Source organism: Janthinobacterium fluminis (assembly GCF_028595325.1).
GTDB lineage: Bacteria > Pseudomonadota > Gammaproteobacteria > Burkholderiales > Burkholderiaceae_D > Janthinobacterium > Janthinobacterium fluminis.
In genome coordinates this window covers 172,406-198,337 of record NZ_JAQQXR010000007.1, presented here as the reverse complement: position 1 = coordinate 198,337, position 25,932 = coordinate 172,406, and the positions used below count along the sequence as shown (strand labels likewise).

The following is a 25,932-nucleotide window of genomic DNA, read 5'->3' as shown; positions in this document are numbered from 1 at the left end:
TAGAATCAAAAACTGACCACGGTCGCGACGCCCACCACGTGGTTGTCGCGCCGGTACTGTTCATCCGATGTCTTGAACACCTTGCCCGTGGAGCGGTCGTAGCGGTACTCGCCCTTCACGTTCACGCCGGGCATCAGCGCGTAGTTCAGGCCCAGCGACAGCGCGTAGCGGTTGCTGCCGCTGGCCGGGTCCAGCACCACCCAGTTGACGCCGTCGAAGAGCATGCCCGAGCCGAAGCCGTTGCGCCCGTCCGGGCAGTTCGCGCTGCCGCCGTTGCTGTCCAGGCAGCTGCCGCCGAAGGTCGAGCCGAACACGCCGCCGCCCCCGCTCTTATTGTTAATGTAATCGAAACGGGCGATCGTTTCCAGTCGCGGCATCGGCTTGTACGAAGCCAGCGCCGACAGCCCCCACCATTTCTGCCTGCCGGTGCTGTACAGGTTGGACGGCGTCGCGCCCTGGCGGCCGTAGGCGAGCTGGCCCTGCAGGTTCCAGTCGCCGCGGGTGAAGTAGCCGTCGACCTCGACCATGTCGACGCGGCCGAACTGGACCTTGTCGTCGAAGCCGGCGTGGATGCCGGAAAAACCGAAGCCCGTGTACTCGCCCTTGGCGTAGTCGACCCGGTAGAACAGGCCCGGCGTCTGCCGCTTGGCCGTGTCGATGCGCGCGCGGTTCAGATTGCCCAGCATGATCTTGCTGATCCATTTCCCCCGCGTCAGTTCGAGGCCGGCGCCCGTGTAAAAATTCGCCGCCGAGAAATCGAACAGCAGGTTGTGGGTGATCAGCTTGTTCTGCGTCGACGGGATGGATTCATAGCCGGTCCAGTCGGGAATCTGGCCGACCAGCAGGCGCGTGCCGAGGTCGCCCAGCGGCACCGACACGGACGCCTCGTGCACCAGGTTGCCGAAGTTGTAGCCGGCGCTGGCGCTCTTGCTCGGCATCAGGGTCGCCTTGAACCGGGTGCCGCCCTCCAGTTCTTTTTCCAGGCTCAGCATGCCGCTGCCGAAGAAGGTGTTGTCGTAGCTGAAAGCCTCGGTGGAGCCGTTCACCGGGCTGTTGTTGTTGAAGAAGACGAAGCTCGACGTCTTGGCGTTGCGGTTGTAGATATAGCTCGGGTCGACGTAGCCGGACACCTTCAGGTTCTTGAAGCCGTTCGCCTCGCTGGCATCCTCCATCGCCTCGGTCTTGATGCGGATGCGGTTGAACTCGGCCACGTCGACGCCGCCGCCGGCCTGCGCCGCCTGGCTGCCGGCGGCGGCGGCCGCAGCGCCGGCCTGGGCCGCCCGGGAGTCGGCCAGCGCCGCCTGCGCGCCGACCTGTTCTATCATCGCTTCGAGCTTCTTGACGTGGCTTTTCAGCGCCTCCAGCTCGGCCTTCAATTCCCTGGTGCTTTGCGCCATGGCCAGGGCCGGATAGGCAATGGCCATGGCGACCACCAGTTTCTTCAGCAAGTGCATGATGCCTCCCTCAGGTTTTCGTTGTGATGGACGACTACTCGGAATCAGCTTTGAATGCGGCGTAAATCTGTTTCTGGCGCAGCCGCTCGGCGCGCGCCAGCATCACGCTGGAGACGATGACGGCGATCGACACCACCAGGATGGTCAGCGCGGCGACGGCATTGACGCGCGGGTCCAGGCCCAGCCGGGCGCGCGAGAAGATCACGATGGGCATGGTCGACGAGCCGGGGCCGGACAGGAAGGCCGACAGCACGACGTCGTCGAGCGACAGCGTGAAGGTCAGCAGCCAGGCCGAGGCCAGCGCCTGGCGGATGTTCGGCAGCGTCACCAGGAAGAACACCTGGTGCGGCCGACAGCCGAGGTCCATGGCCGCCTCTTCCAGCGACTTGCTCATCTCCTGCAGGCGCGACTGCACGACGACGGCGGCGTAGGCCATGCCCAGCAGCGAGTGGCCGAGCCAGATCGTGAACATGCCGCGCTCGGGGAAGCCGAACAGCTTTTGCGCCGACACCAGCATCAGCAGCAGCGACAGGCCGATGATCACTTCCGGCATCACCAGCGGCGCGCTGACCATGCCGGAGAACAGGGTGCGGCCGCGGAAGCGCTGGTAGCGGTTCAGCGCGAAGGCGGCGAAGGTGCCCAGCACCACCGAGGAGGTGGCGGCCAGCACGGCGATCTTCAGCGACAGCGCGAAGCCCTGGATGATCTCGGTGTCGTTGAACAGCTCGGCGTACCAGCGCGTCGAGAAGCCGCTCCACACCATGTCCTGGCGCGAGCTGTTGAAGGAAAAGACGATCAGCACGATGATCGGCAGGTAGAGGAAGAGATAGCCGAGCGAGAGCCAGCCGCGGCCGAACCAGCGCTGGAGGAAAGTCGAAGCGTTCATGCGCGCACCTGTTGTTCTGCCTTGTACTTGTTGAAGATGGCCATCGGCACCAGGATCAGCAGGATCACCACCACCGTCACGGACGAGGCCATCGGCCAGTCGTTATTGGTAAAGAACTCGTCCCACAGCACCTTGCCTATCATCAGCGTCTCCGGACCGCCCAGCAGTTCGGGGATCACGTACTCGCCGACGGCGGGAATGAACACCAGCATCGAGCCGGCGATGATGCCGGACTTCGACAGCGGCACCGTGATGCGCCAGAACGCCTGCAGCGGCGTCGCGCCCAGGTCGGCCGCCGCTTCGAGGAAGCGCACGTCCATCTTCACCAGGTTGGCGTACAGCGGCAAGATCATGAACGGCAGGTAGGCGTAGACCATGCCGATCAGCAGCGAGAACGGCGTGTTCATCATGTGCAGCGGCTGGCCGATCAGGCCCAGCGACAGCAGCAGCTCGTTGAGGATGCCGTGGTTGGCGAGGATGCCCTTCCAGGCGTAGATGCGCAGCAGGAAGGAGGTCCAGAACGGCAGCATCACCAGCATCATCAGGATAGGCCGCACGGTCGCTTTGGCGCGCGCCATGAAGTAGGCGAAGGGATAGCCGATCAGCAGGCACAGCGCCGTCGTGATGGCGGCGAACTTGAGCGAACTCAGATAGGTCAGCAGGTACAGCTCGTCCTGGCCGATGGACAGGTAGTTCGACACCTTGACCTTCAGCACGAAGACGCCGTCGGCGAAACGCATCAGCGTGCCGAAGGGGCCGCCGCCTTCGCCCATCTCGGCGAGGCTGATGCGCAGCACGATCAGGAAGGGCACCAGGAAGGCCACCGTCAGCCACAGGAAGGGCACGGCGATGACGAAGTTGCGGCCGCTGGCCCAGCGCAGCGTGAGCAGGCCGCGCAATGATTGGAGGAGTGGATTCATGGTGGCCTCAGCGCGTCAGCACGACGATGTCGGAGCCGTCCCACCAGACATGGACGCGCTGCTCGCGCTCCAGGCGCGCGCTCTCGTGGCGGGCGGCGTTGGTGCGCGACACCTTCAGCTCCATGCCGCCGTCGAGACGCACGTGGTAGCGCGTCTCGTTGCCGAAATAGGCGATCGCCGCGATCACGCCCTGGGCGCAGTTGTAGTCGTGCTCGGCGGCGGAGGCGCGCTGCTGCGGCGTCGGCGCCTCGACCTGCAGGCCGATCTTCTCCGGCCGCACGGCCGCCGACACCGCCATCCCCGGCGTGCCCGTGATGCCGTGGCTGACGTAGTGCCGGACCTCGGGCGACTCGATCACCACGTGGTCGGCCTCGTCGACGCTGATGCGGCCCTCGAACATGTTCACGCTGCCGATGAAGTCGGCGACGAAGCGGCAGTTCGGCGTCTCGTAGATCTCGCCCGGCGCGCCGACCTGCAGGATGCGCCCTTCGCTCATGACGGCGATGCGGGTGGCCATGCTCATCGCCTCGTCCTGGTCGTGGGTGACCATCACGCAGGTCACGCCGACCTGTTCGATGATGTTGACCAGCTCGATCTGGGTGCGTTCGCGCAGCTTCTTGTCGAGCGCGCCCAGCGGCTCGTCGAGCAGCAGCAACTGCGGCCGCTTCGCCAGGCTGCGCGCCAGCGCCACGCGCTGCTGCTGGCCGCCCGACAACTGGTGCGGCTTGCGCTTGCCGTAGCTGGACAGCTGCACCAGCGCCAGCATCTGCTCGACGCGCGCCGCCACCTCGGCCTTCGGCAAGCCGTCGCGGCGCAGGCCGAAGGCGACGTTGTCCCACACCGACAGGTGGGGGAACAGCGCGTAGGACTGGAACATCATATTGATCGGGCGCTGGTAGGGCGGGGTGGTGACGATGTCCTGGCCGGCCAGCGTGATCTGCCCGGCGGTCGGCGTTTCGAAACCGGCCAGCATGCGCAGCAGCGTCGACTTGCCGCAGCCGGAGCTGCCCAGCAGGGCGAAGATTTCGCCCTTGTTGATGCCGATGGAAATATCGTCGACGGCGCGCACGCCGTCGAAGTCCTTGACCAGGTTGCGGATCTGCAGAAAAGGCGGGCTGGCGTCGCCGTTCGATGCGGCGGGTGGAGCAATCGTCATGATTGGGGCAGTAAAAAAAATATAATCGGATGGTGAATGAAGCGGGCATGCGGCGGCCGCTCCCGGCCGCGGGTGCGGCCGGGAGTGTAGCCGATTGTCACAGTCCGGTCTTAAACTTGGTGTAGACGCGCGTCATCGTGCGGCGGATGTCCGCGTTCAGCGGCTCCGGCACGATCATCTTTTTCTTCTCGTCGTCGCTCAGGTAGATGGTCTTGTTCTCGGCCAGCTCCTTCTTGACGAACTTGATCGCGGCGGCGTTCGGGTTGGCGTAGAAGACCTTGTTGGTCAGGCTGGCGTGCACCTCGGGGCGCATGATGTAGTTCATCCACAGGTGCGCGTTGTGCGGATGCGGCGCGTCGACCGGAATGGCCATCGTGTCGAAGACCAGCGTGGCGCCCGTCTTCGGCACCAGGGCCGTGATGTTGTTGCCGTTCCTGGCGTCGAGGGCGCGCTGGCGCGCGATGTTGATGTCGCCGGACCAGCCCAGCGACAGGCAGATGGCGCCGTTGGCCAGGTCGTTGATGTAGCCCGACGAGCTGAACAGCGTCACGGAAGGGCGTATCGTCTGCAGCAGGCGGCCGGCGTCCTGGTAGTCGGAGCTGACCTTCGAGTAGGCCGGCTTGCCCAGGTAGAGCAAGGCGGCCGGCAGCACCTCGGACGGCGAGTCGAGCACGGAGACGCCGCAGGACTTCAGCTTCGACACGTATTTGGGATCGAAGAACAGCTCCCAGGCGTTGTCGGGCATCGGCAACGCGCCGAGCGCGGCCTTGACCTTGTCGACGTTGATGCCCAGCGTCGTGTAGCCCCACAACCAGGTCACCAGATGCTTGTTGCCCGGATCGAGCTTGGAGATTTGCGCCTGCAGGCCGGCGTCCATATTCGCCAGGTTCGGCAGCTTGCTCTTGTCCAGCTCGCGCAGCAGGCCGCCGTCGATCTGCAGGCGGCCCCAGTGCGCCGTCGGCACGACGATGTCGTAGCCGGTCTTGCCGGCGACCAGCTTGGCGTGCAACACCTCGTTGCTGTCGAAGACATCGTAGCGCACCTTGATGCCGGTTTCCTTCTCAAAATTCCTGATCGTGTCGTCGGCAATGTAGTCCGACCAGTTGTAAATGTTCAGAACCTTCTCTTCCTGCGCCATGACGGGGGACGCGAACGCCGCCGCAACAACAAGCTGGGTGAGGCCGCGCGCGATTCGCTTCTGCAACGGTAAAGCCGGTTTTGCAAGCATTTTCCTGTCCCCTATCGTATCAAGGTAAATTTGAGCGTTGCCTATTTTGACAACTGTTTTTATACGGTTCCGCCGCGCCCCCGTCAAGCGCGCCGTGGCACTTCCTGCGGTTTCCTCAAAATATGTTGTTCATGCATGCTTTCCACTCACGCGACCCAGCCGCGTTCGCGGAGGTCGGCGTGCGTCGCGTCCAGGCAGGCGCGGATCAGCGCAATCATCTCGTCGATCTGCGCGCGCGTCATCACCAGCGGCGGCGCGACGATCATGCGGTCGCCGACGGCGCGCATGATCATGCCCTTGTCGAACAGATAGCCGCGGCAGATCATGCCGACGCCCTGCTCCGGCTCGAACAACTGGCAGTCGTGCATGGTGGCGCCCTTCCTGCGCACCAGGTTCAGCCCGGCGACGAAGCCGCAACTGTCGGCGTGGCCGACCAGCGGATGCCCGCCCAGTTCGGCGAAGCGCTTTTTCAGGTAGGGGCCGGTGTCCTCGGCGACCTTGCGCACCAGTTCCTCCTCCTCGATGATGCGGATGTTTTCCAGCGCGGCGGCGCAGGCCACCGGATGCCCGGAATAGGTGAAGCCGTGGTTGAATTCACCGCCCTTGTCGATCAACACGTCGGCGACCCGGTCGCCCACCAGCACGCCGCCCAGCGGCACGTAGCCGGAGGTGACGCCCTTGGCGAAGGTGATCAGGTCCGGCTTGATGCCGAACAGCTCGGAGGCGAACCATTTGCCGAGGCGGCCGAAGCCGCAGATGACCTCGTCGGCGATCAGCAGCACGCCGTACTTGTCGCAGATGCGCTGGATCTCCGGCCAGTAGCTGGCCGGCGGAATCAGCACGCCGCCGGCGCCCTGCACCGGCTCGCCGATGAAGGCAGCGACCTGCTCCGGCCCCAGCTCCAGAATCTTCTCCTCCAGCCAGGACGCCGCCAGCAGGCCGAAGGCGTCCTCGCTCATGCCCTTGCCCGACTCGAAATAGTTCGGCTGGCCGATGTGGACGATGCCGGGAATCGGCAGCCCGCCCTGGGCGTGCATGCCGTCCATGCCGCCCAGCGAGGCGCCGGCGACGGTGCTGCCGTGGTAGGCGTTGTGGCGGCTGATGATGGTGTGGCGCTGCGGCTGGCCCAGCAGGTCCCAGTAGCGCCGCACCATGCGCACATTGGTGTCGTTGGCCTCGGAGCCGGAGCCGGTGAAGAAGACGTGGTTGAAGTACAGCGGCGCGATCTCCACCAGCTTGGCGGCCAGTTGCACCGCCGGCACGTTGGTGGTGTTGAAGAAGCTGTTATAGAAGGGCAGCGTCTCCATCTGCCGGTACACGGCCTCCGAGATGCGGGTGCGGCCGTAGCCGACGTTGACGCACCACAGGCCGGACATGCCGTCGAGGATCTTGCTGCCCTGCGAATCCCACAGGTAGATGCCCTCGCCGCGCACCATCACGCGCGCGCCCTTCGCGTTCAAGTCCTGGAAGTTGGTGAACGGGTGCAGATAGTGGGCCGAGTCCAGTTGCTGGATCGCCGCCGTATCGTACAGGCGGGGCCGGGCGGCGGACTGTTTCACCGACGCGACCAAGGCGGCGCCGGGCGCCAATGGATTTGATGACATGCTGGTCCTTAGCTGAAAAGATGGGCGGGCGCGCTTAAACGTGCAGCAGCAGATGCTCGCGTTCCCAGGGGCTGATGACGGTCATGAATTCCTGGTGCTCCAGGTCCTTGATCGCCGCGTACACGTCGATGAAGCGCTCGCCCAGCACGACGCGCAGCTTGTCCTCGGCGCGCAGCGCGTGCAGCGCCTCCGGCAGCCCCTGCGGCAGCTCGAACTTCAAGTCGTAGGCGCTGCTGACCGTCATCGGCGTCGGCTCCAGCTGCTCGACCATGCCGAGATAGCCGCAGGCCAGCGTCACGGCCAGCGCCAGGTAGGGGTTGGCGTCGGCGCCGATGATGCGGTTCTCGACGCGGCGGTCCTGCACGCCCGACTCCGGCACGCGGAAGCCCACCGTGCGGTTGTCCAGGCCCCACTGGATGTTGATCGGCGCGGCCGTGTGGCGCACGATGCGCCGGTAGGAGTTCACATACGGCGCGACGATCGCCATCGCCGACGGCATGTAGCGCTGCAGGCCGCCGATGTAGTGCTTGAAGATGGCGGCGGCCGAGCCGTCCGGATTGCTGAAGATGTTCAGCCCCGTTTTCGCGTCGACCACGCTCTGGTGCACATGCATCGCCGAACCCGGCTCGCCGGCCATGGGCTTGGCCATGAAGGTGGCGTACATATCGTGCTTGAGCGCCGCCTCGCGCAGCGTGCGCTTGAAGAAGAACACCTTGTCGGCCAGGCCGAGCGGGTCGCCGTGCAGGAAGTTGATCTCCATCTGGCCGGCGCCGATTTCATGGATCAGCGTGTCGACGTCGAGGTTCATCAGGTCGCAGTAGTCGTAGATGTCCTCGAACAGGGGGTCGAATTCGTTGACGGCGTCGATGCTGTAGACCTGGCGGCTGGTTTCGGCGCGGCCGCTGCGGCCGATCGGCGGTTTCAGCGGCAGGTCGGGGTCGGAGTTCTTGGCCGTCAGGTAGAACTCCAGCTCGGGCGCGACCACCGGCTTCCAGCCCTTGTCGGCGTACAGCTTGAGGACGCGCCGCAGCACCGAGCGCGGCGCGAAATCGACCAGCATGCCGTCGGAAAAATAGCAGTCGTGTATCACTTGCGCGGTCGGGTCGGTGGCCCACGGCACCATCGTGATCGTGGTCGGGTCGGCCTTGAGTACCATGTCGCGGTCGGTGGTGGAAATGGCGCGGTCGTAGCCGGCGTCCTCGACCGGGTAGTTGCCGGTCACGGTCATGCCCAGCACCGCCTCGGGGATGCGCATGCCGCGCTCCTGGGTGAATTTGCCGCGCGGCAGGATCTTGCCGCGCGCCACGCCCGTCAGGTCGGGCACCAGGCATTCGATTTCGGTGACGCGTTTTTCGTTGAGCCACAGGTCCATGTCGGTGTAGGTGAAATTCTCGCGGATTGCCATATTTGTCTCTCTTTTGTCTTGTTCAAACGCGGGGCCGCCGGCCGCGCGCGCGCGGGGAAGTTGCGGGGCGGGGCAGCTAAGGAACCCGCCGCGCCCACTGCTCGTAGCGTGTCATGCGCCTCCCTGTCGTTTGCTTTGATAATTCCGGCACGCCTGGCCGAATGCGAGGAACAGCTTCATGGAATCGGGGTTCTCGGCGATGCGCCACTCGGGATGCCACTGCAGCGCCAGCGAGAAGCCGGGCGCCGACGCCACCGTGTAGGCTTCGACCAGGCCGTCGTCGGCGCGCGCCTCCACGGCCAGGCCGGGCGCCAGCCGGGCGATGCCCTGGCCGTGCAGCGAGTTGACCATCAGCTCCGCGGCGCCGCCCAGTATCTGCGCCATGCGCCCCTGCGGCTCCAGCGCGACGCGGTGGGCCGGGCCGTACTGCTGCTCCAGCGTCAGCGCCTTGCCTTCGCGGTGGTCGAGCATGCCGTCGACCTCCTGCACGGCCTGGTGCAGCGAGCCGCCGAGCGCCACGTTGACCTCCTGGAAGCCGCGGCAGACGGCGATCAGCGGGATGCCGCGCCGCAGCGCGGCGCGGATCAGCGGCAGCGTGGTGGCGTCGCGCGCCGCGTCCTGCGGCAGCGTCGCGTCGCGCACCGCCTCGCCGTAGTGGCTGGGGTGCAGGTTCGACGGCGAGCCGGTCAGCATGACGCCGTCGGCCGCCGCCAGCACCGCCTCCAGATCGACCGCCCCGCCCAGCGCCGGCAGCACCAGCGGCATGCAGCGGGCGCCGACGACGACGGCCTGCAGATACTTGTCCTGCGCCGTGTGATAGCCGTGCTGGCCGATCTGCGTGGTGCAGGCGGGAACGATGACGAGGGGACGGCGCATAAGCTGGTTCTATCCTTATGGTGGGTTATTGATGCATTGGGGAAATTACCCCCATCAAATAATCATCCAGTTAGGGCCACTGACACACGGCACGGCACACGGCTAACTTAGCATTTTTTGCCGAAGACGTGAAAGTAAATTCATCATAGGCGAAATTTGGTATTATTGCGAGCACCACTTGTTTGAAACCAATGGAACCACTTTAAACCATGTCCCCCGCTTCCGACCTGCTGGCCGCCACGCTGGCCCAGTCCGATTTCCACCCGCGCCTGCCGCAGCAGCGCCGCCTGTACGAGGCGGCGAAAACGGCGATCCACCAGAACCTGCTGGCGGCCGGCAAGCGCCTGCCGTCCAGCCGCGACCTGGCGCGCGACCTCGGCGTCGCCCGCAACACGGTGATCGCCGCCTTCGGGCAACTGGCGGCGGAGGGCTACGTCAGCAGCACGCTGGGCAGCGGCACCTACGTCGCCGACTTGCAGGAGCTGAGCGCCGGCATGCGCCGCGGCGCCGGCGCGCCGGGTGCGCCGGCCGACGCCGCGCGCGCGGCCGCGCCGCTGTCGCGCCGCGGCGCGGAACTGACCGCCTTCGCCGCCGGCCCGCGCTACGAAATCCAGCCCTTCGCGCCGGGCGACGCGGATTTTTCCTCCTTCCCCTTCAAGCTGTGGCAGCGCCTGCAAAACCGCGTCTGGCGCGAGGCCCGCGCCGACCTGCTCGACTACGGCCAGTCCGGCGGCTACCTGCCGCTGCGCCAGGCCATCACCGAATACCTGCGCATCTCGCGCTCGGTCAAGGTGTCGGTCGAACAGGTGATGATCACTGCCGGCACGCAGCAGTCGCTCGACCTGTGCGCGCAGCTGCTGGCCGACGTCGGCAGCACGGCCTGGGTCGAGGACCCGTGCTACTGGGGCGCGCGGCGCGTGTTCCAGGCGCGCGACCTGCTGCTGCGCCCGATCACGGTGGACCGGCACGGCATGGCGCTCGACGCCGCCGACCTGGCCACCGAGCCGCGGCTGATCTACGTGACGCCGTCGCACCAGTACCCGACGGGCGCCGTGATGAGCCTGGCACGGCGGCGCGAGCTGCTCGACGTCGCGGTGCGCAAGAACGCCTGGATACTCGAAGACGACTACGACAGCGAGTTCCGCTACACCGGCCGGCCGCTGGCGGCGCTGCAGGGGCTCGACACCGACAACCGCGTGGTCTACATGGGCACCTTCTCGAAGGTGCTCTATCCCGGCATCAAGGTCGGCTACATCGTCGTGCCGCCGGCGCTGATCGCGCCGTTCAAGAGCGCGCTGTACGACCTGCAGCGGCCCGGCCAGTTGATGGTGCAGGCGGCGCTGGCCGACTTCATCGCGCTGGGCCACTTCACCACCCACGTGCGCAAGATCCGCCAGATCTACGGCGCCCGCCGCGAGCTGCTGCGGCGCACGCTGGCGGCGCAACTGGGTTCGCAGCTGGGCCACGGCGTGGCCATCTCCAGCGAGGAGTCGGGCCTGCACCTGGTGGTCGAACTGCCGGAGCGCACCGACGACGTCGCGCTGGCGGCGCTGGCGGCCGAATCGGGCATCCAGGTCAAGGCGCTGTCGACCTACTACCTGGCGCCGCCGCTGCGGCGCGGCCTGCTGGTCGGCTACGCCTACGTCACGGCGGAGAAGATTTCCTACTACGGCAAGCTGCTGGCGGCCGTGATCCAGTCGGGGGTGCGCCGGTGAGGAATATGCCCTGGAGGGACTTCTTCGCGCTCGTCGTCAGCATCGGCGTGGTCGGGCTGGGCCTGGGCGCGACCATGCCGCTGACGGCCCTCACGCTCGACCAGCGCGGCGTCGGCACCGACATCATCGGCATGATCACCGCCGTCAGCGCCGTCGGCATCCTGGCGGCGTCGCCTTTCGTCTCCGGCTGGGTGGCGCGCTTCGGGCCGCGCGCGACCATGATAGGCGCGGTCTGGGCCGGCGCGCTGGCGACGGCGCTGATGCAGCTGACCGACAGCCTGCCGGCCTGGGCGCTGCTGCGCTTCGTCTTTGGCGGCGCCATGGGCGTGCTGTTCACCATCGGCGAAGCCTGGGTCAACCGCCTGGCGCCGGACAACTCGCGCGGCCGCGTGGTGGCCATGTACACCACCAGCTTCACGCTGTTCCAGTTGATCGGGCCGGCGCTGGTGGCCACCTTCAACGGCCGCATCGCCTGGAGCTTCGCCGCCTGCGGCGCGCTGTTCCTGTTCGCCCTGCCCGGCCTGGCCCTGATCTCGAACAGCGGCCCGGCGCAGGAGGCGGACGAGGAAGGCGTGCGCTGGCGCCTGATCCTGCCGCGCATGCCGATGATCGTCCTCGGCGCCGCCTTCTTCGCGCTGTTCGACACGCTGGCCCTCAGCCTGCTGCCGCTGTACGCGATACGCCACGGCATCAGCGCCGAACTGGCCCTGCTGTCGGCCACCGTCGTGCTGGTCGGCGACACCGCCTTGCAGTTCTTCTTCGGCTGGCTGGCCGACCGCTTCGGCCGCGCCCGCGTGCACACGGCCTGCGGCGTGATGGTTTGCCTGCTGCTGCCGCTGCTGCCCTTCGCCATCAACACACCGTGGCTGTGGTGGACCTTGCTGCTACTGCTGGGCGGCTTCGCCGGCGCCATCTACATGCTGGCGCTGGTGGCCTGCGGCGAGCGCTTCAGCGGCCACTCGCTGACCTCGGCCAGCGCCATCGTCAACGCCACCTGGGGCGTGTCCAGCGGCGGCGGCCCGCTGCTGACGGGCGTGCTGATGCAGACGGCCGGCATCAACGCCCTGCCCGCCGTGATGTGGGCCGGCGCCGCCGTCTTCGTCGCCAGCGCGCTGTGGGAGCGCCGGAAAAGCTTCGGGGCCGAACCGTTTACTGCCAGATAAATCCGTCGGCGAGGCCGAGGCCGAAGAACTGCTGAACGCCGCGCCGTACCGATGCCATCGAACGCCGACAAAAGACAGGGACGGTGCTTTTTCCCGCACTGAGTGCGCAAAAACACGCCGATAGTAATGAAAACGTATATGCTTTATTCGTACATTTCAAGAGGGCCGCACTATGTCCAAGAAAGTCGTTTTCACACTGAAGCTAGAACCGGAATTGCGCGCCGATTTCATGGCAGAAGCGGAAGCCGCGCACCGGCCAGCGTCGCAAATTCTGCGTGAGCTGATGCGCGGATTCGTCAAGCGTCAGCGTGAGGAGCGTGAATATGACGAGTTCTTGAGCCGCAAAGTCGATGCTGGCCGCGCTTCGATGCGGACTGGCGTCAGCCACTCCAATGATGAGGTTGAAGCCATGTTTGCCACTCGCCGCGCAGCAGTCACTGGCCAGGGGTGAACAGCGGTGAAACCGTATGGGTGCTGGCCCTGGTCCACACTGCGCGCCAATGGCCAGCAGTTCGCGATTGAGTGTGGATGTGCAGTTTTTTGGGCTGGCCTGTTAACAAGGCCCACCTTACGCGCCGTTATCGCCTTCGACCTTGGCAATGGACGTCTTCACCCCGATGGCGCTTCGGACACCCTTGACTGTGTAGGTTTGAGTCGACGGCTCTTCGCTCCCGCCGGGCTTGCGCACCCATAATTGCGCGTACAGTTTCCCCTTGCCGGAGTATGCCCCGAACCAGTCGACCAAGCGGCCGATGTGGCACTGGCGCCCCAGCCAGACGGGCATGTCGCCGACGATTTCATAGGTGTAGTGCCCAGTGCCGTAACCGTAGTACGTGCCGAGCTCGTCCGCGTCGACCGAGTCCGGGGACGGGAACGGGCACAACGGTTTTTCCTGGCTGCCGACGTCATTGCTCTGCTCCTTGCTCACGAGCGCGAGCGCCTGCGTCAACGCGGCATGCAAGGCAGGGGCCAGCGTCGTCTTCGTGCCCTTTTCCTCGTCACTCTGGATCTTTGGCACGGCGAGTCGATAACGGTAGTGAAGCGCGAGTTTCGGCACCTTGCCGATGACCGTCAAAGGTCGCAACAAATAAAGGTTGTCCACGCCGTAGTAGCCGACCTGGTAGGCCGCATAGACGCGCCCGCGCAGACGAATCCAATAGCCGGCCTGATTGGCGCCGCGGCCGCTGGTCGAGAATAGATACGATGTCCCGGCTGCGTCCTCGGGATCGTCTGCCGGGTCTTGCCCCAGATCGTCGACGCCGCCCCGATAGGCGCCGATGAATTTGCCGCCGTCCCGGCGCAAGGCGCTCGTATAGGAGAACAGTCCGGTTCCGCCGGTGTAGGAGTTGATCACGAGGTCGCGCCGGCCATCGCCGTCAAGATCGACGAGCGCATAGTTTGCCGAACCATTCTCGCCACCGCCGTCGATGTTGGACGCCAGCAAGGCCCGCCATTCATCGCCAGTCACGCCAGCCGGCCGGGTCCTGGGAAAATGCGCGTTGCCGTCCGACTCCGTGGCCTCATGCCCATTGGAGAAATGCGTCATGCCCGTGTCGATCGCCAAGCCTCGCAAGACTTTTTCAAGCGGGAACTCGGCATCGGATTTGCGCATCGCCTCGACGGCCTGGCGCAGATCCTCCAAGGCCTGCCGGTCCACATGATCCGGCTGGTAGGCGACGGCGTCGCGCAACTGCGCCCTCGTCACTTCGAGCCGCGCTTGATACTGTTGCTGAATGCAGCTGGCGCTTGCCCCGCACCGGTCGCGGCCTGCCAGCCAACTTAACTGGGCTTGCCGTAGCGCGTCGCGTCGCGCCGCCTGGGCGCGGCTTAGTTTCCCGTACACGGACGACAGGCGGCTATCCAGGCGCCGAAGCGCCTGGTCGGCGCAGATCGCGGTTTCTGTCGCCGTCGCGGCCAGGGCGCAATCCAGTCCCGCCGAGAGCGCCTGTGTAGCTGGAAGAAGCGCGGCAAGCAAGGCTACGCAAGACAGGTGGTTTCGGATACTAAGCGCCACTGTGATTCCTTTGTTGGATTGAACTAATGCAAGGTGCTGAATGGCTGTTGCAGGTTTTTTTATATCGTTCACTTTTGATTGGAATTTTACCGAATTCGGCGCGCCCATCGGCACCGCAAAAATAACATGACATTCGTGACAATCCACGTGCATTGGGGAAGAATATATACGTTATATTGTCAAATATAAAATATTACATGTATGATATTTTATTGCGAGCGCCTGGCCGGACAGCTTGAGGATAATAAACCTCCGACAGCTTCCCGCCGCGATGCAGCCATATTTGCTAATGAATTTTCCCTTAACTGCGGTAGTCCAGCATAACCTTGAAAGCCGTCACGCATGAAAACACATACCATGAAACTGATATGCAGCGCTCTGCTGGCATTGAGCGCGGCAGGCGCCCATGCCAAGGAAATGTTGGCAGGCCAAGCGCTGCAAATCGGCCAAACGCTCGAATCCGACAATGGCAAGTACTTCCTGATCCAGCAGGGCGACGGCAACCTCGTCGTCTACCGCAAGACAGACATGAAACCGATATGGGCGTCGTACGCCAACGGCACCATGGCCGTGATCCAACACGACGGCAATTTCGTCCAGTACAACAGCGCCAACGTGGCGGTCTGGAACTCCCAGACCGGCGGCCATGCCGATAACGCCAACTTCAAACTGGCCGTGGCCGACAACGGCCCGGCCTACGTGATGGACGCGAACAAAAAAATCCTGTGGTACTCCACGATTGACCCCGACGCGCCTACTGTACCCATTCCCGGTCCATGCTACAACGGCAACTACCCGTCGTACTATGCCACCTGCATGAACCCGGGCACGACCTACCAATTCCAGGGCGGCATCATGGCCTGCGACTACTCCGAGGCCCGCATCAAGGCGTTCCCGGCACAATTGGGCTACTGCCCCTACGTTCCTCCCCGCTAAACGCATGTTCGCGGCGGCGGCCGGCCCTTGCAGCGGTCCGGCCGCGCCGCCGCATGATCGATTCACACGACAGGCATCCCCGATCCATCGCAATGAGGTGCAAGACCAACGATATGACGAGAACTCACTTGACGATACTGTCAGCCATTGCAGTATTGGCCGGCGCCGTTGCGCTGCACGCGCTCTTCGCGACCGGGGACGAGGCGGCGGAGCGGACAAGCCCGCTCGCCCCGGCCGTGCCAGCCAGCGTCCCGCTGGCCGGCACGGCCGGGCCGGCACCGCTGTCGTCGGCGCTGTCGCCGTTCGGCCGGGGCGCCCCGGCGCAAGAGGAGGACCCGGCGCTGCAGCGCCAGCAGCGCCGCAAAAAAATGGAGACGCTGGGCTACGCAACGCCGCCGGATTACGAACAAATGGGCGTGAAAACGCTCGCCGCCCTGGTGGAAAAGGGCGACATCTACGCCATGTTGCAGTTGGGCGAGCGGTATTACTCGGAGAGCGACACGCTCGCGCGCGAACCGGGCTACCGGACCGACGCCTCCCCGCAGCAGATCGGCAAACAGTACCTCGAAGACGCTACCCTTGCCGGCCACAATCATGTCGCGGTGATCCTTGCGCAAAAATACCTGGATGAAGGCAAGCCGGTCGACGCCTACGCCTGGGCGCTGCTGGCGGAAAAATTGAACGACCCGCAGGCGTCCGAACTGGGCCGGCAGGCGCTCGGCGCGCTGACGCCGCAGCAAAGGCAGATGGCGGACGTCAAGTTCAAGGATTTGTATTTCCGGGCCATGCAGCGCTTCGCTCATGGCTACCAGATGGGGGCGCAGCGGTAAGCTGTTGTATTGTGTATTGCAAACGATATAGGCCAGCCACACCAAGGGCAGCGGATCGATCATCCGCCTGGCTAAGGTTGTAAGGCGTCGATCCGCTCGCTGAGTTCCTTCGGCACCGCGTAGTCCGGATACGCCAGCCGAAATGCGCGCCACTCGTCCAAGGCATCTTTTTGCATGCCTGCCTTGAGCAGGCGCTCGATTTTCAGCAACCATGTTTGCGGCGCCTCCGGCGCGGCTTCCTCTGTTTGCGCATTACCGGCCGGCGCCATTTTCGCCAACGGCGCCGCCATGCGTCCGCTTCTTTCCGAGTATTGCGGTGCCGGCGCCGGCGCGGCGACCAGCCGCCCGGAGAGCGCCTCCGCCTCCGCCTCGGGCGCCGCGGCGACCGGCGCCGCTTCGGGCGCGGCGCGGCGTCGGGCCACAGGCGAGGACGTTGCGACATTGGCTAACGGCGCAGGCGCGGCCGCCTCGCTGGCGGCTACGGCCGCCGGCTCCGGCAGAGCGGGCTGCGGCGCGGGCGCCGGCGCCGGGAATTCCTGCGGCGCCGACGTGAACCAAGCCGGGCCGACCATGTTCACCGTCACCACCACACTGGCGGCGAGGGCGAGCGGCACCTTCCAGCGCGACAACCATCCCGGCATGCGCCGGCGCCCCGCCTGCGGCATCGCCGCATCGTTGGCCGCCGCCGGCATGGCTGGCGCGGCGCCGGCGCGCAAGGCCGCTTCGGCGTCGGCCAGGATGGCCGCATCCAGCTCGGCCGACGGCCCCGCCTGCGGCAGCGTGCGCAGCAGCGCCGCCAGCCCGGCGTCGTCGTTGTTGTCGATCTCATTGGCGCTCATGCGGACGCTCCCTCCCCGGCCAGATTCTGCAGGCGCGCGCGCAGCTTTTGCATGGCGTAGCGCAGCCGGCTTTTGACCGTCTCCGCCGAGGCCGCCGTGACGACGCCGATTTCCTCGATGCTCATGCCGCTGAACTGCTGCAGCACCAGCGCCTCGCGCTGTTCGCCCGGCAGCGCGCGGATGGCCGCGTGCAGCAGCGCGTGGCGCTGCTTCTGCTCCAGCGACGCCTCCGGCGACGCGCCCTCGTGCGCGGCGTCGGCCAGGCGCTCGAACTCGGCCTGGCCGTCCGGCGCCGGCAGGTCGGCGGCCGGCAAGGCTTCCCGCTGCCGCAGGATGTCGATCAGGCGGTGGCGGGCGATCTGGTACAGATAGGTGCGGAACGCCGCCTGCGGCTGGTAACCGGCGCGCGCCGCGTGCAGGCTGGCCCAGGCGTCCTGCACGATCTCGTCGACCCAGGCCTGGCGCGGGCAGCGCCAGGCGATGAAGCGGTACAGGCCGAGGCTGTGGCGACGGTACAGTTCCCTGAACGCGGGCAGGTCGCCGGCGCGGTAGCTGAGCATCAAGTCTTCATCCGATAGGGGGGCAGGCATGCCGGGCAGTGTAACCGGGATGGCCGGCTGCGACAATGCGGGCACGCCTGCCGCCATGTCAGCGCGGCACGCGCGGCGGCGGCGCGTAGCTGACGCGGCGCACTTCCTGCATGCGCCCGCCCTGCACCTTGCCCTCCACCAGTTCGTAGCCCATCAGGGCAAACACGCGCCCGGCCAGGAACAGCGGCCGGGCGTTGCCGTACCAGTCGACGCAGGAGGCGCGGCAGCCGTCGTCGGCCTGGGCGCCCGGCTGCGCCTGCAGCGATCCCAGTTCATCGAGCTTGAGCGCGCTGTTTTGCAGGTACAGCACGGACGCGGCCGGCGCGCGGCCCCGTTGCGGGCCATCCACGCCGGCCTGCAGCACCGGCAGGCCGATCACGCCCTCGTCGGCGCGCATGGGTTTGTAGAAGAAGCCGTGGCTGCGCGACTCGCCCTGCGCCGCGTCGGCGCGGATGTAACGGTAGGCGACGGCCGCCTCGCGGTCCAGGCTGACGCTGCTGAAGTGCAGATCCTTGCCGGCCGCGCCGATGACGACGGCGTTGCCGCCCATCGCTTCGATGCGCTCGACGGCGTGCGGCAGCGCCAGCGTTTGCGCGCCGCTGGCGTCGCCCCAGCGCACCGCGTACAGCGGCTGGCGCGGCCAGGCCGCGTCCGGGCGCTGCGGCGTCGCGCTGCCGTACAGCAGATAGGCGCCGACGAAGCGGTTTTGCTGGTTGTAGCCACCGGGGCTGGGCAGGGCCTTGTAGTTGGCGGCGGGCGCGCTGTCGCGGCCGTCCGAGAACAGGCCCAGCGGCACCCGCAGCAGCGCCAGGTCGCCGCCGCCGCGTTCGGCCGACCACATGCCGTCGCCGCTGCCGCCGGCGCGCACCAGCACGTTCAAATGGCCGTCGCCGCTTTCCAGGAAGGAGAACTGGTCGACGGGCGCGCCGGCCACCTTCAGCGCGCTCGGGGCGCTGCCGTCGAGCGGAATGCGGAACAGGCCGGACGGGCGCGGCTCCGGGCCGTAGGCACGCGTCACCGGCGTCGTCCACACATACACCGACTCGCCCGAGACGTAGAAGACGCGGCCGCGCGGACCCAGCACGGCGCTGGCCTGGCATGTCATGTCCCGTTGGGCCAGGTCGCACACCGTCACCGTGTGCAGCGCCAGGCCGCCGGTCGTTTCGACCGGCTCGTCGGTGCGGTAAATGCGCGTGGCCGGGGCGATGCGCTTGAAGTCCGCCGGCGTCGCCTGCGGCTGCCAGCGGCGCAGCGCCGGGAAGGCGTCGAGGGGGTCGTGCTGCCACGGATTGATGCGCAGCGGCGTGTAGAACACCAGCTTGCTGCCGATCTGCCGGCTGGCGTAGTTACGCGACGAGTAGTAGTCGTTGCTGCGCATGTGGTAGGTGGCGCGGTAGTTGAGCGCGCCGGCCGCGTCGATGTCGAACAGGCCGATTTCGGTGCCGCCGCGCTGGTAGTTGTAGCCGATGACGGCGACGGTGTCGCCGGAGATCAGCATTTCGTCGTACCAGCTGGCGGCCGGGTCGGTGCCGGGCGCGAAGGCGTCCAGCGCCGCCACCGGCTTGAGCTGGCCCTGTCCGACGTTCACGGTGAACAGGCGGCCGCGGCGCAGCATGACGAGGTGCTTGCCGTGCACCTTGACGATGCCGCCCTCGTCGACGCCGGCCGTCTGGGTGTTGGTGACGGAGTCGGCGGCCGGGCCGGCCGGCGCGGCCAGCGCGCCCTGCGGCGACGGCGCCATGTTTGCGGCGACGGACGGCGCATACATCGGCATCGGCGCGCCGGCCGCCTCTTCCATCTTGCTGGCGCGGTGGCGTTGCTGGATGGCGCGCTGCGCGTCGCCGTAGCGCTTGATGAAGTCGCGCACGGCGGCGTCGCTGGCGAAGGCGCTCAGCGTCTTTTTCGGGGCCGGGTCGGCCGCGGCCGCGTGGCCGGACAGTGCGGCGGCCAGCGCCAGCGCGATGCCGGCGGCGATGGATGTCGTCATGGTGGGCTGCTCCTTCTGCAAATGCTGCGTCGTGCCGCGCACCGATGTGGCGGCGTTGATGAGTTAAACGCAGTCCGATAGGAAAAGGGGTTAAACCCGGAGGAATTGTTTTCGCCGGCGCCAGGCGGGTGCGGGACGCCGCGCCGCAAAAAGGTCTACTATTACTGGCTTGCGGCGTGTACGCAACGCGATCCGCTTCCTGTTCCCGCCGGCAATAGGCGAGGCGCCGGCGATCCTGGACGCGGCGCCGCGCGGCAGCGCCACCACTATTTGAAAGACACAGACATGCTGAATTTGAAAGACCCATCCCTGCTGTGCCAACAAGGCTATATCGACGGCCAATGGCTCAACGCCGACAGCGGCGAGCGCACCGAAGTGAAGAACCCAGCCACCGGCGAGACGCTGGGCAGCATCCCGACGATGGGCGCGGACGAGACGCGCCGCGCGATCGCCGCGGCCGGCGCGGCCTGGCCCGCATGGCGCAAAAAATCGGCCAAGGAGCGCGCCGCCATCCTGCGCAAATGGCACGACCTGATGCTGGAGAACGCCGACGACCTGGCGCTGATCATGACGGCCGAGCAGGGCAAGCCGCTGGCCGAGGCGAAGGGCGAGATCGTCTACGCCGCCTCCTTCATCGAATGGTTCGCCGAAGAGGGCAAGCGCATCTACGGGGACACCATGCCGTCGCCGTGGCCGGACCGGCGCATCGTCGTCACCAAGGAGCCGATCGGCGTGTGCGCCGCGATCACGCCGTGGAATTTCCCGGCCGCGATGATCACCCGCAAGGTCGGCCCGGCGCTGGCGGCCGGCTGCCCGATGGTCGTCAAGCCGGCCGAGCTGACGCCGTTTTCCGCGCTGGCGCTGGCCGTGCTGGCCGAGCGCGCCGGCATGCCGGCCGGCGTGTTCAGCGTCGTCACCGGCAACGCGCGCGCGATCGGCGCCGAGATGACCGGCAATCCGGCCGTGCGCAAGCTGACCTTCACCGGCTCGACCCAGGTCGGCCGCATCCTGATGGAGCAGTGCGCGCCGACGCTCAAGAAACTGTCGCTGGAACTGGGCGGCAACGCGCCCTTCATCGTCTTCGACGACGCCGACCTGGACGCCGCCGTCGAGGGCGCGCTGGCGTCGAAATACCGCAACGCCGGCCAGACCTGCGTGTGCGCCAACCGCCTCTACGTGCAGGACGGCGTCTACGAGGCTTTCGCCGCGAAACTGGTGGCGGCCGTCGCCGGGCTGAAGGTCGGCAACGGCCAGGAGCCGGGCGTCACGCAAGGCCCGCTGATCGAGGACAAGGCCGTCGAGAAGGTCGAGCAGCACATCGCCGACGCGCTGGCGAAGGGCGCCCGCCTTCTGGCCGGCGGCAAGCGCCACGCGCTCGGCCACAGCTTCTTCGAGCCGACCGTCATCGCCGACGTCACCAGCGACATGCTGGTGGCGCGCGAGGAAACCTTCGGCCCGCTGGCGCCGCTGTTCCGCTTCTCCACCGACGACGAGGTGCTGGCGCTGGCCAACGACACGGAATTCGGCCTGGCCGCCTACTTCTATTCGCGCGATATCGGCCGCATCTGGCGCATCGCCGAGGGCCTGGAAAGCGGCATGGTCGGCGTCAATAGCGGCCTGATCTCGAACGAGATCGCGCCGTTCGGCGGCGTCAAGCAGTCCGGCCTGGGGCGCGAAGGCTCGAAGTACGGCATCGAGGACTATCTGGTCGTCAAATACATCTGCATGGGCGGCATCTAGCAGCCTTTCACTCGAAACCGCGGATGCGCTCGGCGTCGAAGTTCGGCAACTGCCAGTGGAAGCGCATCGCCAGCAGGCGGAACGCCAGGCCGGCGCCGATCGATACCAGCACGGCCAGCGCCGGCTCGGTCTTCAGCCACAGCAGGCCGACGTACAGCGCGCCGGTGAACAGCGCGACGGTGGCGTACAGCTCGCGCTGCAGCACCAGCGGAATCTGGTTGCACAGGACGTCGCGCAGCAGGCCGCCGAACACCCCGGTGATGACGCCGGCCAGCACGACGATGGCCGGGTGCATGCCGCCGGCGCGGGCGATGTCGCAACCGATCACGCAGAACGCCACCAGGCCGAGGCCGTCGACCAGCAGGAACACGGTGCGCAGGTGATGCAGATGGCGCGCCACCATCGCCGTCACGATGGCCGCGCCTATCGTAAACAGCAGGTACTCGGGGTGGGCGATCCAGCCCAGCGGATAGTGCCCCAGCAGCACGTCGCGTATCGTGCCGCCGCCCAGCGCGGTGACGGTGCCTATCATGCAGATGCCGAACAGGTCCATCCCGCGGCGCATGCCCATGATGGCGCCGGACATGGCTTCGGCGACGATGGCGATCAGATATATGGTGTGTAACAACATCGTTGACTCTTTACTCTTCGGGTGAAAATAGTTGCAATATGCGTTCGCGCTCCTGCGCGTCGCCGTTCGGCTCTTGCTGGACCGCTTCGGCCGGGGCGGCGCCGCACTTCAGGCTGCTCTGGATGAAGGCGTTGCCGTCGTCCAGGCAGTCGTGCTCCAGGTATTCGGCGTAGACGAAGTCGCCGTCGGCCATGGCCAGGCCCTCCGGCTCGGCGATGTCCTGCTCCGTGCGCTCGCCGACGGCCACCTGCATGTAGCGGCTCCAGATCGGCAGCGCCAGCGAGCCGCCGGTGGCCGCGCCCAGCGTCTTCGGCTGGTCGTAGCCCAGCCACACCACCGACACCACGCCGGAGGAGTAGCCGGCGAACCAGGCGTCGTATGCCTCGTTCGAGGTGCCGGTCTTGCCGGCCGCGTCGGCCCGCCCCAGCGCCAGCGCGCCGCGCCCGGTGCCACCCTTGACGACGTCCTTCAGCATGCTGTTCATCACATAGGCGTTGCGTGCCGAGATGATGCGCTGGCCGCCGTCCTTGGCCGGCGCGTCGCGGTACAGCAGCTTGCCGCTGCGGTCGCGGATTTCCTTGATCAGCTTCGGCGCCAGGCGGTAGCCGCCATTGGCGAATGCCGCATACGACTGCGCCAGCTGCAGCGGCGTCACGGCGCCGGCGCCCAGCGCCAGTGGCAGCGAGGCGGGATTGCGCCCGGCCTCGAAACCGAAGCGCGTCGAGAACTGCTGCACGTAGCCGGCGCCGGCCGCCTGCATCAGGCTGACGGCGACGATGTTCTTCGAGCGCATCAGGCCGCGCCGGACGGTGATGAAACCCTCGTAGTTGTTGCCGTAGTTGCGCGGACGCCAGGGGCGCGCCCCCGTCTCGCTGGGGCGCAGCAGGCGCTGCGTGTCGTCGACATAGGTGCCGGGGAAATAGCCCTTTTCCAGCGCGGCCGAATACACGAAGGGCTTGAAGCTCGACCCCGGCTGGCGGTAAGCCTGCATCGCGTGGTTGTAGTGGTTGCGCGAAAAATCGAAACCGCCCGCCACGGCGAGGATGTCGCCGCTTTTCGCGTCGAGCGAAATCAGCGCGCCCTCCATTTCCGGCAACTGGCCCAGCATCCAGCGTTGGCCGCCGTCCTGGTAGGCGCGCACCACGGAGCCGGCGGCGATGGCGCGCCGGCCGCTGGCCGGCAGCTTGTCCAGATTGGCGGCGATGCGCGGATCGACGCGTTCGATGCGGATGGGCGCGCCGTCGCGCAGCACGGCGTCGATATGCTTGGGGCCGACGGCGCTGACGACGGCCGCGCGCAATTCGCCGCTGTCCGGATACGGCGACAGCAGCTTGCGCGCCTGCGCCGCCACGCCGCCGGCCGGCAGAGCCAGCGCCGCCTCCGGGCCGCGATAGCCGCGCCGGCCCTGCGCGTCCAGCAAGCCGGCGCGCAGGTATTTGTCGGCCGCCAGCTGCGGCGCCATGCGTATCGTCGTCACGTCCAGGCCCGAGGTGTAGGCCGTGTCCGGATAGCTGAGCATCACCAGTTGGCGCACCTCCTCGACGGTGTAGGCGGCCGCCCGCACCGACGGGTGGCGGCTGGAGCCGAGCACCAGCTTTTCCGTGACGGCCTTGTCGTAGACCGGCTGCGTGATGTAGCCGAGCGCCAGCATGCGCTGCAAAATGTACTGCTGGCGCAGCTGCGCCCGCAGCGGGTTGGCGACCGGGTTATAGGCCGACGGCGCCTTCGGCAGGCCGGCCAGCATGGCAGCCTCGGCCACGCTGAGCTCTTCCAGCGGCTTGTCGAAATAGATGTTCGAGGCCGCCGAAAAACCGTAGGCGCGCTCGCCCAGGTAAATCTGGTTCATATACAGCTCCAGCAGCTTGTCCTTGCCGTAGTGCTGCTCCAGCTTGTACGACAGCAGGATCTCGGTGAGCTTGCGCTGCAGCGTTTTGTCGCGCGTCAGGAAAAAATCGCGCGCCACCTGCATCGTGATGGTGCTGGCGCCTTGGGCATGGTGGCCGGTGACGAGGTTGGCCAGCGCGGCGCGCAGCAGGCCGGTGAAATCGACGGCGCCGTGCTCGTAGAAGCGGGCGTCCTCGATGGCCAGCAGCGCCTGCCGCATCAGCAGCGGGATGCGGGCGATCGGCAGGAACTCGCGGCGCTCCTCGCCGTACTCGGCCAGCAGCGTGCCCTCGGCGGAATAGATGCGCAGCGGCTGGGCCGGCTGGTACTGGGCCAGGCTGTCGACGGCAGGCAGTTGCTGCCAGGTCTGCCGGACCCAGTAAGCCAAGGCCAGCGCGGCGGCCAGCGCCAGGCCCAATGCCAGGCCCAGCGCGAATTTGAGACGGCGGGCCAATCTGGATTGCGGCGCGCCCTTCTGTTCTTGCTTCATATCGCCCCTCCCTTCGTGGCGCCCGAACCGCAGCGGCGCAGTCGGGCCGTTTACAAAGACGCATTGTGCACCGCACAAGGACGAAGGTTATCAAAATTAAGTATTATTTGGGAATGCTAAATTTTTCTTATCCAAGGCCATCCCGATGAATCTGAACCCGAAGCACACGGAAGCCTTCCGCGCCGTCATCGAAACGGGCAGCTTCGAACAGGCGGCCGCGCAGCTGCACCTGACGTCGCCGGCCATCTCGCAGCGCGTGCGCGCGCTCGAAAGCATGCTGGGCAACGCGCTGATCGTGCGCAGCCGGCCGGCGCGGGCGACCCGCGTCGGCCAGCGCCTGCTGCAATACCTGAAACGCGCGAAGCTGCTGGAAACGGACCTGGCGGCGGAGCTGGCCGTGCAAAAGGACGCGCCGCTGACGCTGGTGCTGGCGCTGAACGCCGACTCGGTCGGCACCTGGTTTTTCCCGGCCCTGTCCGAAGTGCTGATACGCGAGCGCGTGCTGCTCGACCTGACCGTGGAAGACCAGGACCACACCTACGCGCTGCTGGAGACGGGCATGGCGATCGGCTGCATCAGCAGCGAGCCGGCGCCGATGCGCGGCTGCTCGGCCGAGCCCTTGGGCGTGATGCGCTACTGGCTGGTGGCGACCGAGGACTTCCGCGCGCGCTGCTTCCCGCAGGGGCTCACGCGCAAGGCGGCGCGCAGCGCGCCGGTGGTCGCGTACACGCGCAAGGACACGCTGCAATCGTCCTTCCTGGAAAGCAGGCTGGGGTTGCCGGAAGGCGCCTACCCCTGCCATTACGTGCCGGGCGCGACCTCGCACTTCAACGCGATACGCTACGGCCTGGGCTACGGCATGGTGCCGGAGCTGCTGCTCAAGGCCAGCGCCGAAGCGGACGACATGGTCATGCTGGCGCCGACCCGGCCGGCCGACGTGGCGCTGTACTGGCACACGTGGAAGGTGCAGTCGCCGCGCATGGAGCAACTGTCGCGGCAGATCGTCGCGGCCGCGCGCACCATCTTGAAATAGCCAGGCCACTGAGCTGCCGCAAGCACGCCGCATCGCGCCTTGACTGGAGGCCCTGATGGTGTAAGGTATAAAAAAAGGAGTTGGCGATGATACTGTGGTTGCACAACATACTCGTCAAATGTGGCTGCCGGAAAACCAAACCCCCCGCCCTGACGGCGTCGTATTCCAATTTCAGATGGCTACTGAAGCACTTTGCGTATCGCGCGAATCGCATGGAACCATTTACCTACCTTATTCAACAGAAACAAGGTGACGGCTTCATGGTATTCCGCCTCGACAGCCGAACCGGGGAATGCGACATTGAATGTATGCCAGAAAAAATACTGGCAGAGATGTCGTTCAAGGAAAGTCCACCCCGCACCCTTGGCGAGTTCGTGGACAACCTGCCCGCATGGGGCGCTGAAGCCGAAGGTATTCAATTCCGCTCGCCAAGCGACGTCGCAACACCCCTCACCGTGCCGGCGCTCAGCGAAGGCATGGCACAGTGAGCGTGCAATCGACCTCGATTAAAATGTACCGGCAATGCCAAACCGTTCCTAGTGACGGGGATA

Annotated in this window: 22 protein-coding genes; 8 read left to right on the top strand and 14 right to left on the bottom strand. The window is 66.4% G+C overall.

Annotated features, from left to right (window positions below):
* Window positions 1–5 precede the first annotated feature (5 nt).
* The 8 genes from OIK44_RS18520 to OIK44_RS18485 all read right to left on the bottom strand — a co-directional run bounded on the left by OIK44_RS18520 (window position 6) and on the right by OIK44_RS18485 (window position 9,529).
* Complete coding sequence (locus OIK44_RS18520; protein WP_273672827.1) at window positions 6–1,454, bottom strand: DUF3138 family protein; 1,449 nt, start codon at window positions 1,452–1,454, stop codon at window positions 6–8.
* A 34-nt stretch (window positions 1,455–1,488) separates the two neighbouring features.
* On the bottom strand, window positions 1,489–2,340 hold the full coding sequence (locus OIK44_RS18515) for an ABC transporter permease (RefSeq protein WP_273672825.1): 852 nt from the start codon (window positions 2,338–2,340) through the stop codon (window positions 1,489–1,491).
* Window positions 2,337–3,260, bottom strand: a complete 924-nt coding sequence (locus OIK44_RS18510; RefSeq protein ID WP_273672824.1) for an ABC transporter permease subunit — start codon at window positions 3,258–3,260, stop codon at window positions 2,337–2,339. Before OIK44_RS18510 ends, OIK44_RS18515 begins: the two co-directional genes overlap by 4 nt.
* A 7-nt stretch (window positions 3,261–3,267) precedes the next feature.
* Window positions 3,268–4,416: an ABC transporter ATP-binding protein gene (locus tag OIK44_RS18505; RefSeq protein ID WP_273672822.1), complete on the bottom strand. Its 1,149-nt coding sequence runs from the start codon at window positions 4,414–4,416 to the stop codon at window positions 3,268–3,270.
* A gap of 97 nt (window positions 4,417–4,513) precedes the next feature.
* Window positions 4,514–5,554: a polyamine ABC transporter substrate-binding protein gene (locus OIK44_RS18500; protein ID WP_273672998.1), complete on the bottom strand. Its 1,041-nt coding sequence runs from the start codon at window positions 5,552–5,554 to the stop codon at window positions 4,514–4,516.
* A gap of 236 nt (window positions 5,555–5,790) precedes the next feature.
* A complete protein-coding gene (locus OIK44_RS18495; RefSeq protein ID WP_273672821.1) occupies window positions 5,791–7,248 on the bottom strand; it encodes an aspartate aminotransferase family protein in 1,458 nt (485 codons plus the stop codon).
* 34 nt (window positions 7,249–7,282) lie between these two features.
* Window positions 7,283–8,653 (bottom strand): glutamine synthetase family protein, encoded by a 1,371-nt coding sequence (locus OIK44_RS18490; RefSeq protein WP_273672820.1) that lies wholly within the window; start codon window positions 8,651–8,653, stop codon window positions 7,283–7,285.
* Window positions 8,654–8,764: 111 nt separating this feature from the next.
* Window positions 8,765–9,529 (bottom strand): gamma-glutamyl-gamma-aminobutyrate hydrolase family protein, encoded by a 765-nt coding sequence (locus tag OIK44_RS18485; RefSeq protein ID WP_273672817.1) that lies wholly within the window; start codon window positions 9,527–9,529, stop codon window positions 8,765–8,767.
* 209 nt (window positions 9,530–9,738) lie between these two features.
* Between OIK44_RS18485 and pdxR the strand changes: the two genes are divergently transcribed.
* The 3 genes from pdxR to OIK44_RS18470 all read left to right on the top strand — a co-directional run bounded on the left by pdxR (window position 9,739) and on the right by OIK44_RS18470 (window position 12,858).
* Complete coding sequence (gene pdxR / locus OIK44_RS18480; RefSeq protein ID WP_273672815.1) at window positions 9,739–11,244, top strand: MocR-like pyridoxine biosynthesis transcription factor PdxR; 1,506 nt, start codon at window positions 9,739–9,741, stop codon at window positions 11,242–11,244.
* Window positions 11,241–12,407 carry an MFS transporter gene (locus OIK44_RS18475; protein WP_273672814.1) on the top strand — a complete coding sequence of 389 codons (1,167 nt, stop codon included), beginning with the start codon at window positions 11,241–11,243 and terminating at the stop codon, window positions 12,405–12,407. The genes pdxR and OIK44_RS18475 overlap by 4 nt, the downstream gene beginning before the upstream one ends.
* 172 nt (window positions 12,408–12,579) lie before the next feature.
* Complete coding sequence (locus OIK44_RS18470; RefSeq protein WP_273672811.1) at window positions 12,580–12,858, top strand: antitoxin of toxin-antitoxin stability system; 279 nt, start codon at window positions 12,580–12,582, stop codon at window positions 12,856–12,858.
* Window positions 12,859–12,975: 117 nt separating this feature from the next.
* Here OIK44_RS18470 and OIK44_RS18465 read toward each other — a convergent pair whose 3' ends face one another.
* Window positions 12,976–14,421 carry a lysozyme inhibitor LprI family protein gene (locus OIK44_RS18465; protein WP_273672809.1) on the bottom strand — a complete coding sequence of 482 codons (1,446 nt, stop codon included), beginning with the start codon at window positions 14,419–14,421 and terminating at the stop codon, window positions 12,976–12,978.
* A 342-nt stretch (window positions 14,422–14,763) separates the two neighbouring features.
* Here OIK44_RS18465 and OIK44_RS18460 point away from each other — a divergent pair, with 342 nt between their 5' ends.
* Window positions 14,764–15,357 (top strand): hypothetical protein, encoded by a 594-nt coding sequence (locus OIK44_RS18460; protein ID WP_273672807.1) that lies wholly within the window; start codon window positions 14,764–14,766, stop codon window positions 15,355–15,357.
* A 128-nt stretch (window positions 15,358–15,485) separates the two neighbouring features.
* The gene (locus OIK44_RS18455; RefSeq protein ID WP_273672805.1) at window positions 15,486–16,187 is read left to right on the top strand and encodes a hypothetical protein; all 702 of its coding nucleotides are present in this window, start codon (window positions 15,486–15,488) and stop codon (window positions 16,185–16,187) included.
* A 71-nt stretch (window positions 16,188–16,258) separates the two neighbouring features.
* Here OIK44_RS18455 and OIK44_RS18450 read toward each other — a convergent pair whose 3' ends face one another.
* The 3 genes from OIK44_RS18450 to OIK44_RS18440 are packed head-to-tail and all read right to left on the bottom strand — an operon-like array spanning window position 16,259 to window position 19,603.
* A complete protein-coding gene (locus OIK44_RS18450; RefSeq protein WP_273672804.1) occupies window positions 16,259–17,026 on the bottom strand; it encodes a hypothetical protein in 768 nt (255 codons plus the stop codon).
* Window positions 17,023–17,616, bottom strand: a complete 594-nt coding sequence (locus tag OIK44_RS18445) for a sigma-70 family RNA polymerase sigma factor (protein ID WP_273672802.1) — start codon at window positions 17,614–17,616, stop codon at window positions 17,023–17,025. Before OIK44_RS18445 ends, OIK44_RS18450 begins: the two co-directional genes overlap by 4 nt.
* A 58-nt stretch (window positions 17,617–17,674) precedes the next feature.
* Window positions 17,675–19,603, bottom strand: coding sequence for a beta-propeller domain-containing protein (locus tag OIK44_RS18440; protein ID WP_273672800.1), 1,929 nt, complete (start codon window positions 19,601–19,603; stop codon window positions 17,675–17,677).
* A 285-nt stretch (window positions 19,604–19,888) separates the two neighbouring features.
* Here OIK44_RS18440 and gabD point away from each other — a divergent pair, with 285 nt between their 5' ends.
* Window positions 19,889–21,343 carry an NADP-dependent succinate-semialdehyde dehydrogenase gene (gabD, locus tag OIK44_RS18435; RefSeq protein WP_273672798.1) on the top strand — a complete coding sequence of 485 codons (1,455 nt, stop codon included), beginning with the start codon at window positions 19,889–19,891 and terminating at the stop codon, window positions 21,341–21,343.
* Window positions 21,344–21,350: 7 nt separating this feature from the next.
* Here gabD and OIK44_RS18430 read toward each other — a convergent pair whose 3' ends face one another.
* Both OIK44_RS18430 and OIK44_RS18425 read right to left on the bottom strand, forming a co-directional pair.
* Complete coding sequence (locus OIK44_RS18430) at window positions 21,351–21,974, bottom strand: trimeric intracellular cation channel family protein (RefSeq protein WP_273672796.1); 624 nt, start codon at window positions 21,972–21,974, stop codon at window positions 21,351–21,353.
* Between the two features lie 10 nt (window positions 21,975–21,984).
* Window positions 21,985–24,348, bottom strand: coding sequence for a penicillin-binding protein 1A (locus tag OIK44_RS18425; protein ID WP_273672795.1), 2,364 nt, complete (start codon window positions 24,346–24,348; stop codon window positions 21,985–21,987).
* 139 nt (window positions 24,349–24,487) lie between these two features.
* On the opposite strand from OIK44_RS18425, the gene OIK44_RS18420 reads away from it, so the two are divergent.
* Window positions 24,488–25,381 carry an HTH-type transcriptional regulator ArgP gene (locus OIK44_RS18420; protein WP_273672996.1) on the top strand — a complete coding sequence of 298 codons (894 nt, stop codon included), beginning with the start codon at window positions 24,488–24,490 and terminating at the stop codon, window positions 25,379–25,381.
* An 86-nt stretch (window positions 25,382–25,467) separates the two neighbouring features.
* A complete protein-coding gene (locus OIK44_RS18415; protein WP_273672794.1) occupies window positions 25,468–25,869 on the top strand; it encodes a hypothetical protein in 402 nt (133 codons plus the stop codon).
* Window positions 25,870–25,932: the final 63 nt, after the last annotated feature.

Coding starts and splice junctions, on each gene's coding strand:
- OIK44_RS18490 (WP_273672820.1), bottom strand. CDS start 8,653: ATGGCAATCCGCGAGAATTTCACCTACACCGACATGGACCTGTGGCTC.
- OIK44_RS18460 (WP_273672807.1), top strand. CDS start 14,764: ATGAAAACACATACCATGAAACTGATATGCAGCGCTCTGCTGGCATTG.
- gabD (WP_273672798.1), top strand. CDS start 19,889: ATGCTGAATTTGAAAGACCCATCCCTGCTGTGCCAACAAGGCTATATC.
- OIK44_RS18450 (WP_273672804.1), bottom strand. CDS start 17,026: ATGAGCGCCAATGAGATCGACAACAACGACGACGCCGGGCTGGCGGCG.
- pdxR (WP_273672815.1), top strand. CDS start 9,739: ATGTCCCCCGCTTCCGACCTGCTGGCCGCCACGCTGGCCCAGTCCGAT.
- OIK44_RS18500 (WP_273672998.1), bottom strand. CDS start 5,554: ATGGCGCAGGAAGAGAAGGTTCTGAACATTTACAACTGGTCGGACTAC.
- OIK44_RS18510 (WP_273672824.1), bottom strand. CDS start 3,260: ATGAATCCACTCCTCCAATCATTGCGCGGCCTGCTCACGCTGCGCTGG.
- OIK44_RS18485 (WP_273672817.1), bottom strand. CDS start 9,529: ATGCGCCGTCCCCTCGTCATCGTTCCCGCCTGCACCACGCAGATCGGC.
- OIK44_RS18425 (WP_273672795.1), bottom strand. CDS start 24,348: ATGAAGCAAGAACAGAAGGGCGCGCCGCAATCCAGATTGGCCCGCCGT.
- OIK44_RS18415 (WP_273672794.1), top strand. CDS start 25,468: ATGATACTGTGGTTGCACAACATACTCGTCAAATGTGGCTGCCGGAAA.
- OIK44_RS18470 (WP_273672811.1), top strand. CDS start 12,580: ATGTCCAAGAAAGTCGTTTTCACACTGAAGCTAGAACCGGAATTGCGC.
- OIK44_RS18505 (WP_273672822.1), bottom strand. CDS start 4,416: ATGACGATTGCTCCACCCGCCGCATCGAACGGCGACGCCAGCCCGCCT.
- OIK44_RS18515 (WP_273672825.1), bottom strand. CDS start 2,340: ATGAACGCTTCGACTTTCCTCCAGCGCTGGTTCGGCCGCGGCTGGCTC.
- OIK44_RS18495 (WP_273672821.1), bottom strand. CDS start 7,248: ATGTCATCAAATCCATTGGCGCCCGGCGCCGCCTTGGTCGCGTCGGTG.
- OIK44_RS18520 (WP_273672827.1), bottom strand. CDS start 1,454: ATGCACTTGCTGAAGAAACTGGTGGTCGCCATGGCCATTGCCTATCCG.
- OIK44_RS18430 (WP_273672796.1), bottom strand. CDS start 21,974: ATGTTGTTACACACCATATATCTGATCGCCATCGTCGCCGAAGCCATG.
- OIK44_RS18445 (WP_273672802.1), bottom strand. CDS start 17,616: ATGCCTGCCCCCCTATCGGATGAAGACTTGATGCTCAGCTACCGCGCC.
- OIK44_RS18440 (WP_273672800.1), bottom strand. CDS start 19,603: ATGACGACATCCATCGCCGCCGGCATCGCGCTGGCGCTGGCCGCCGCA.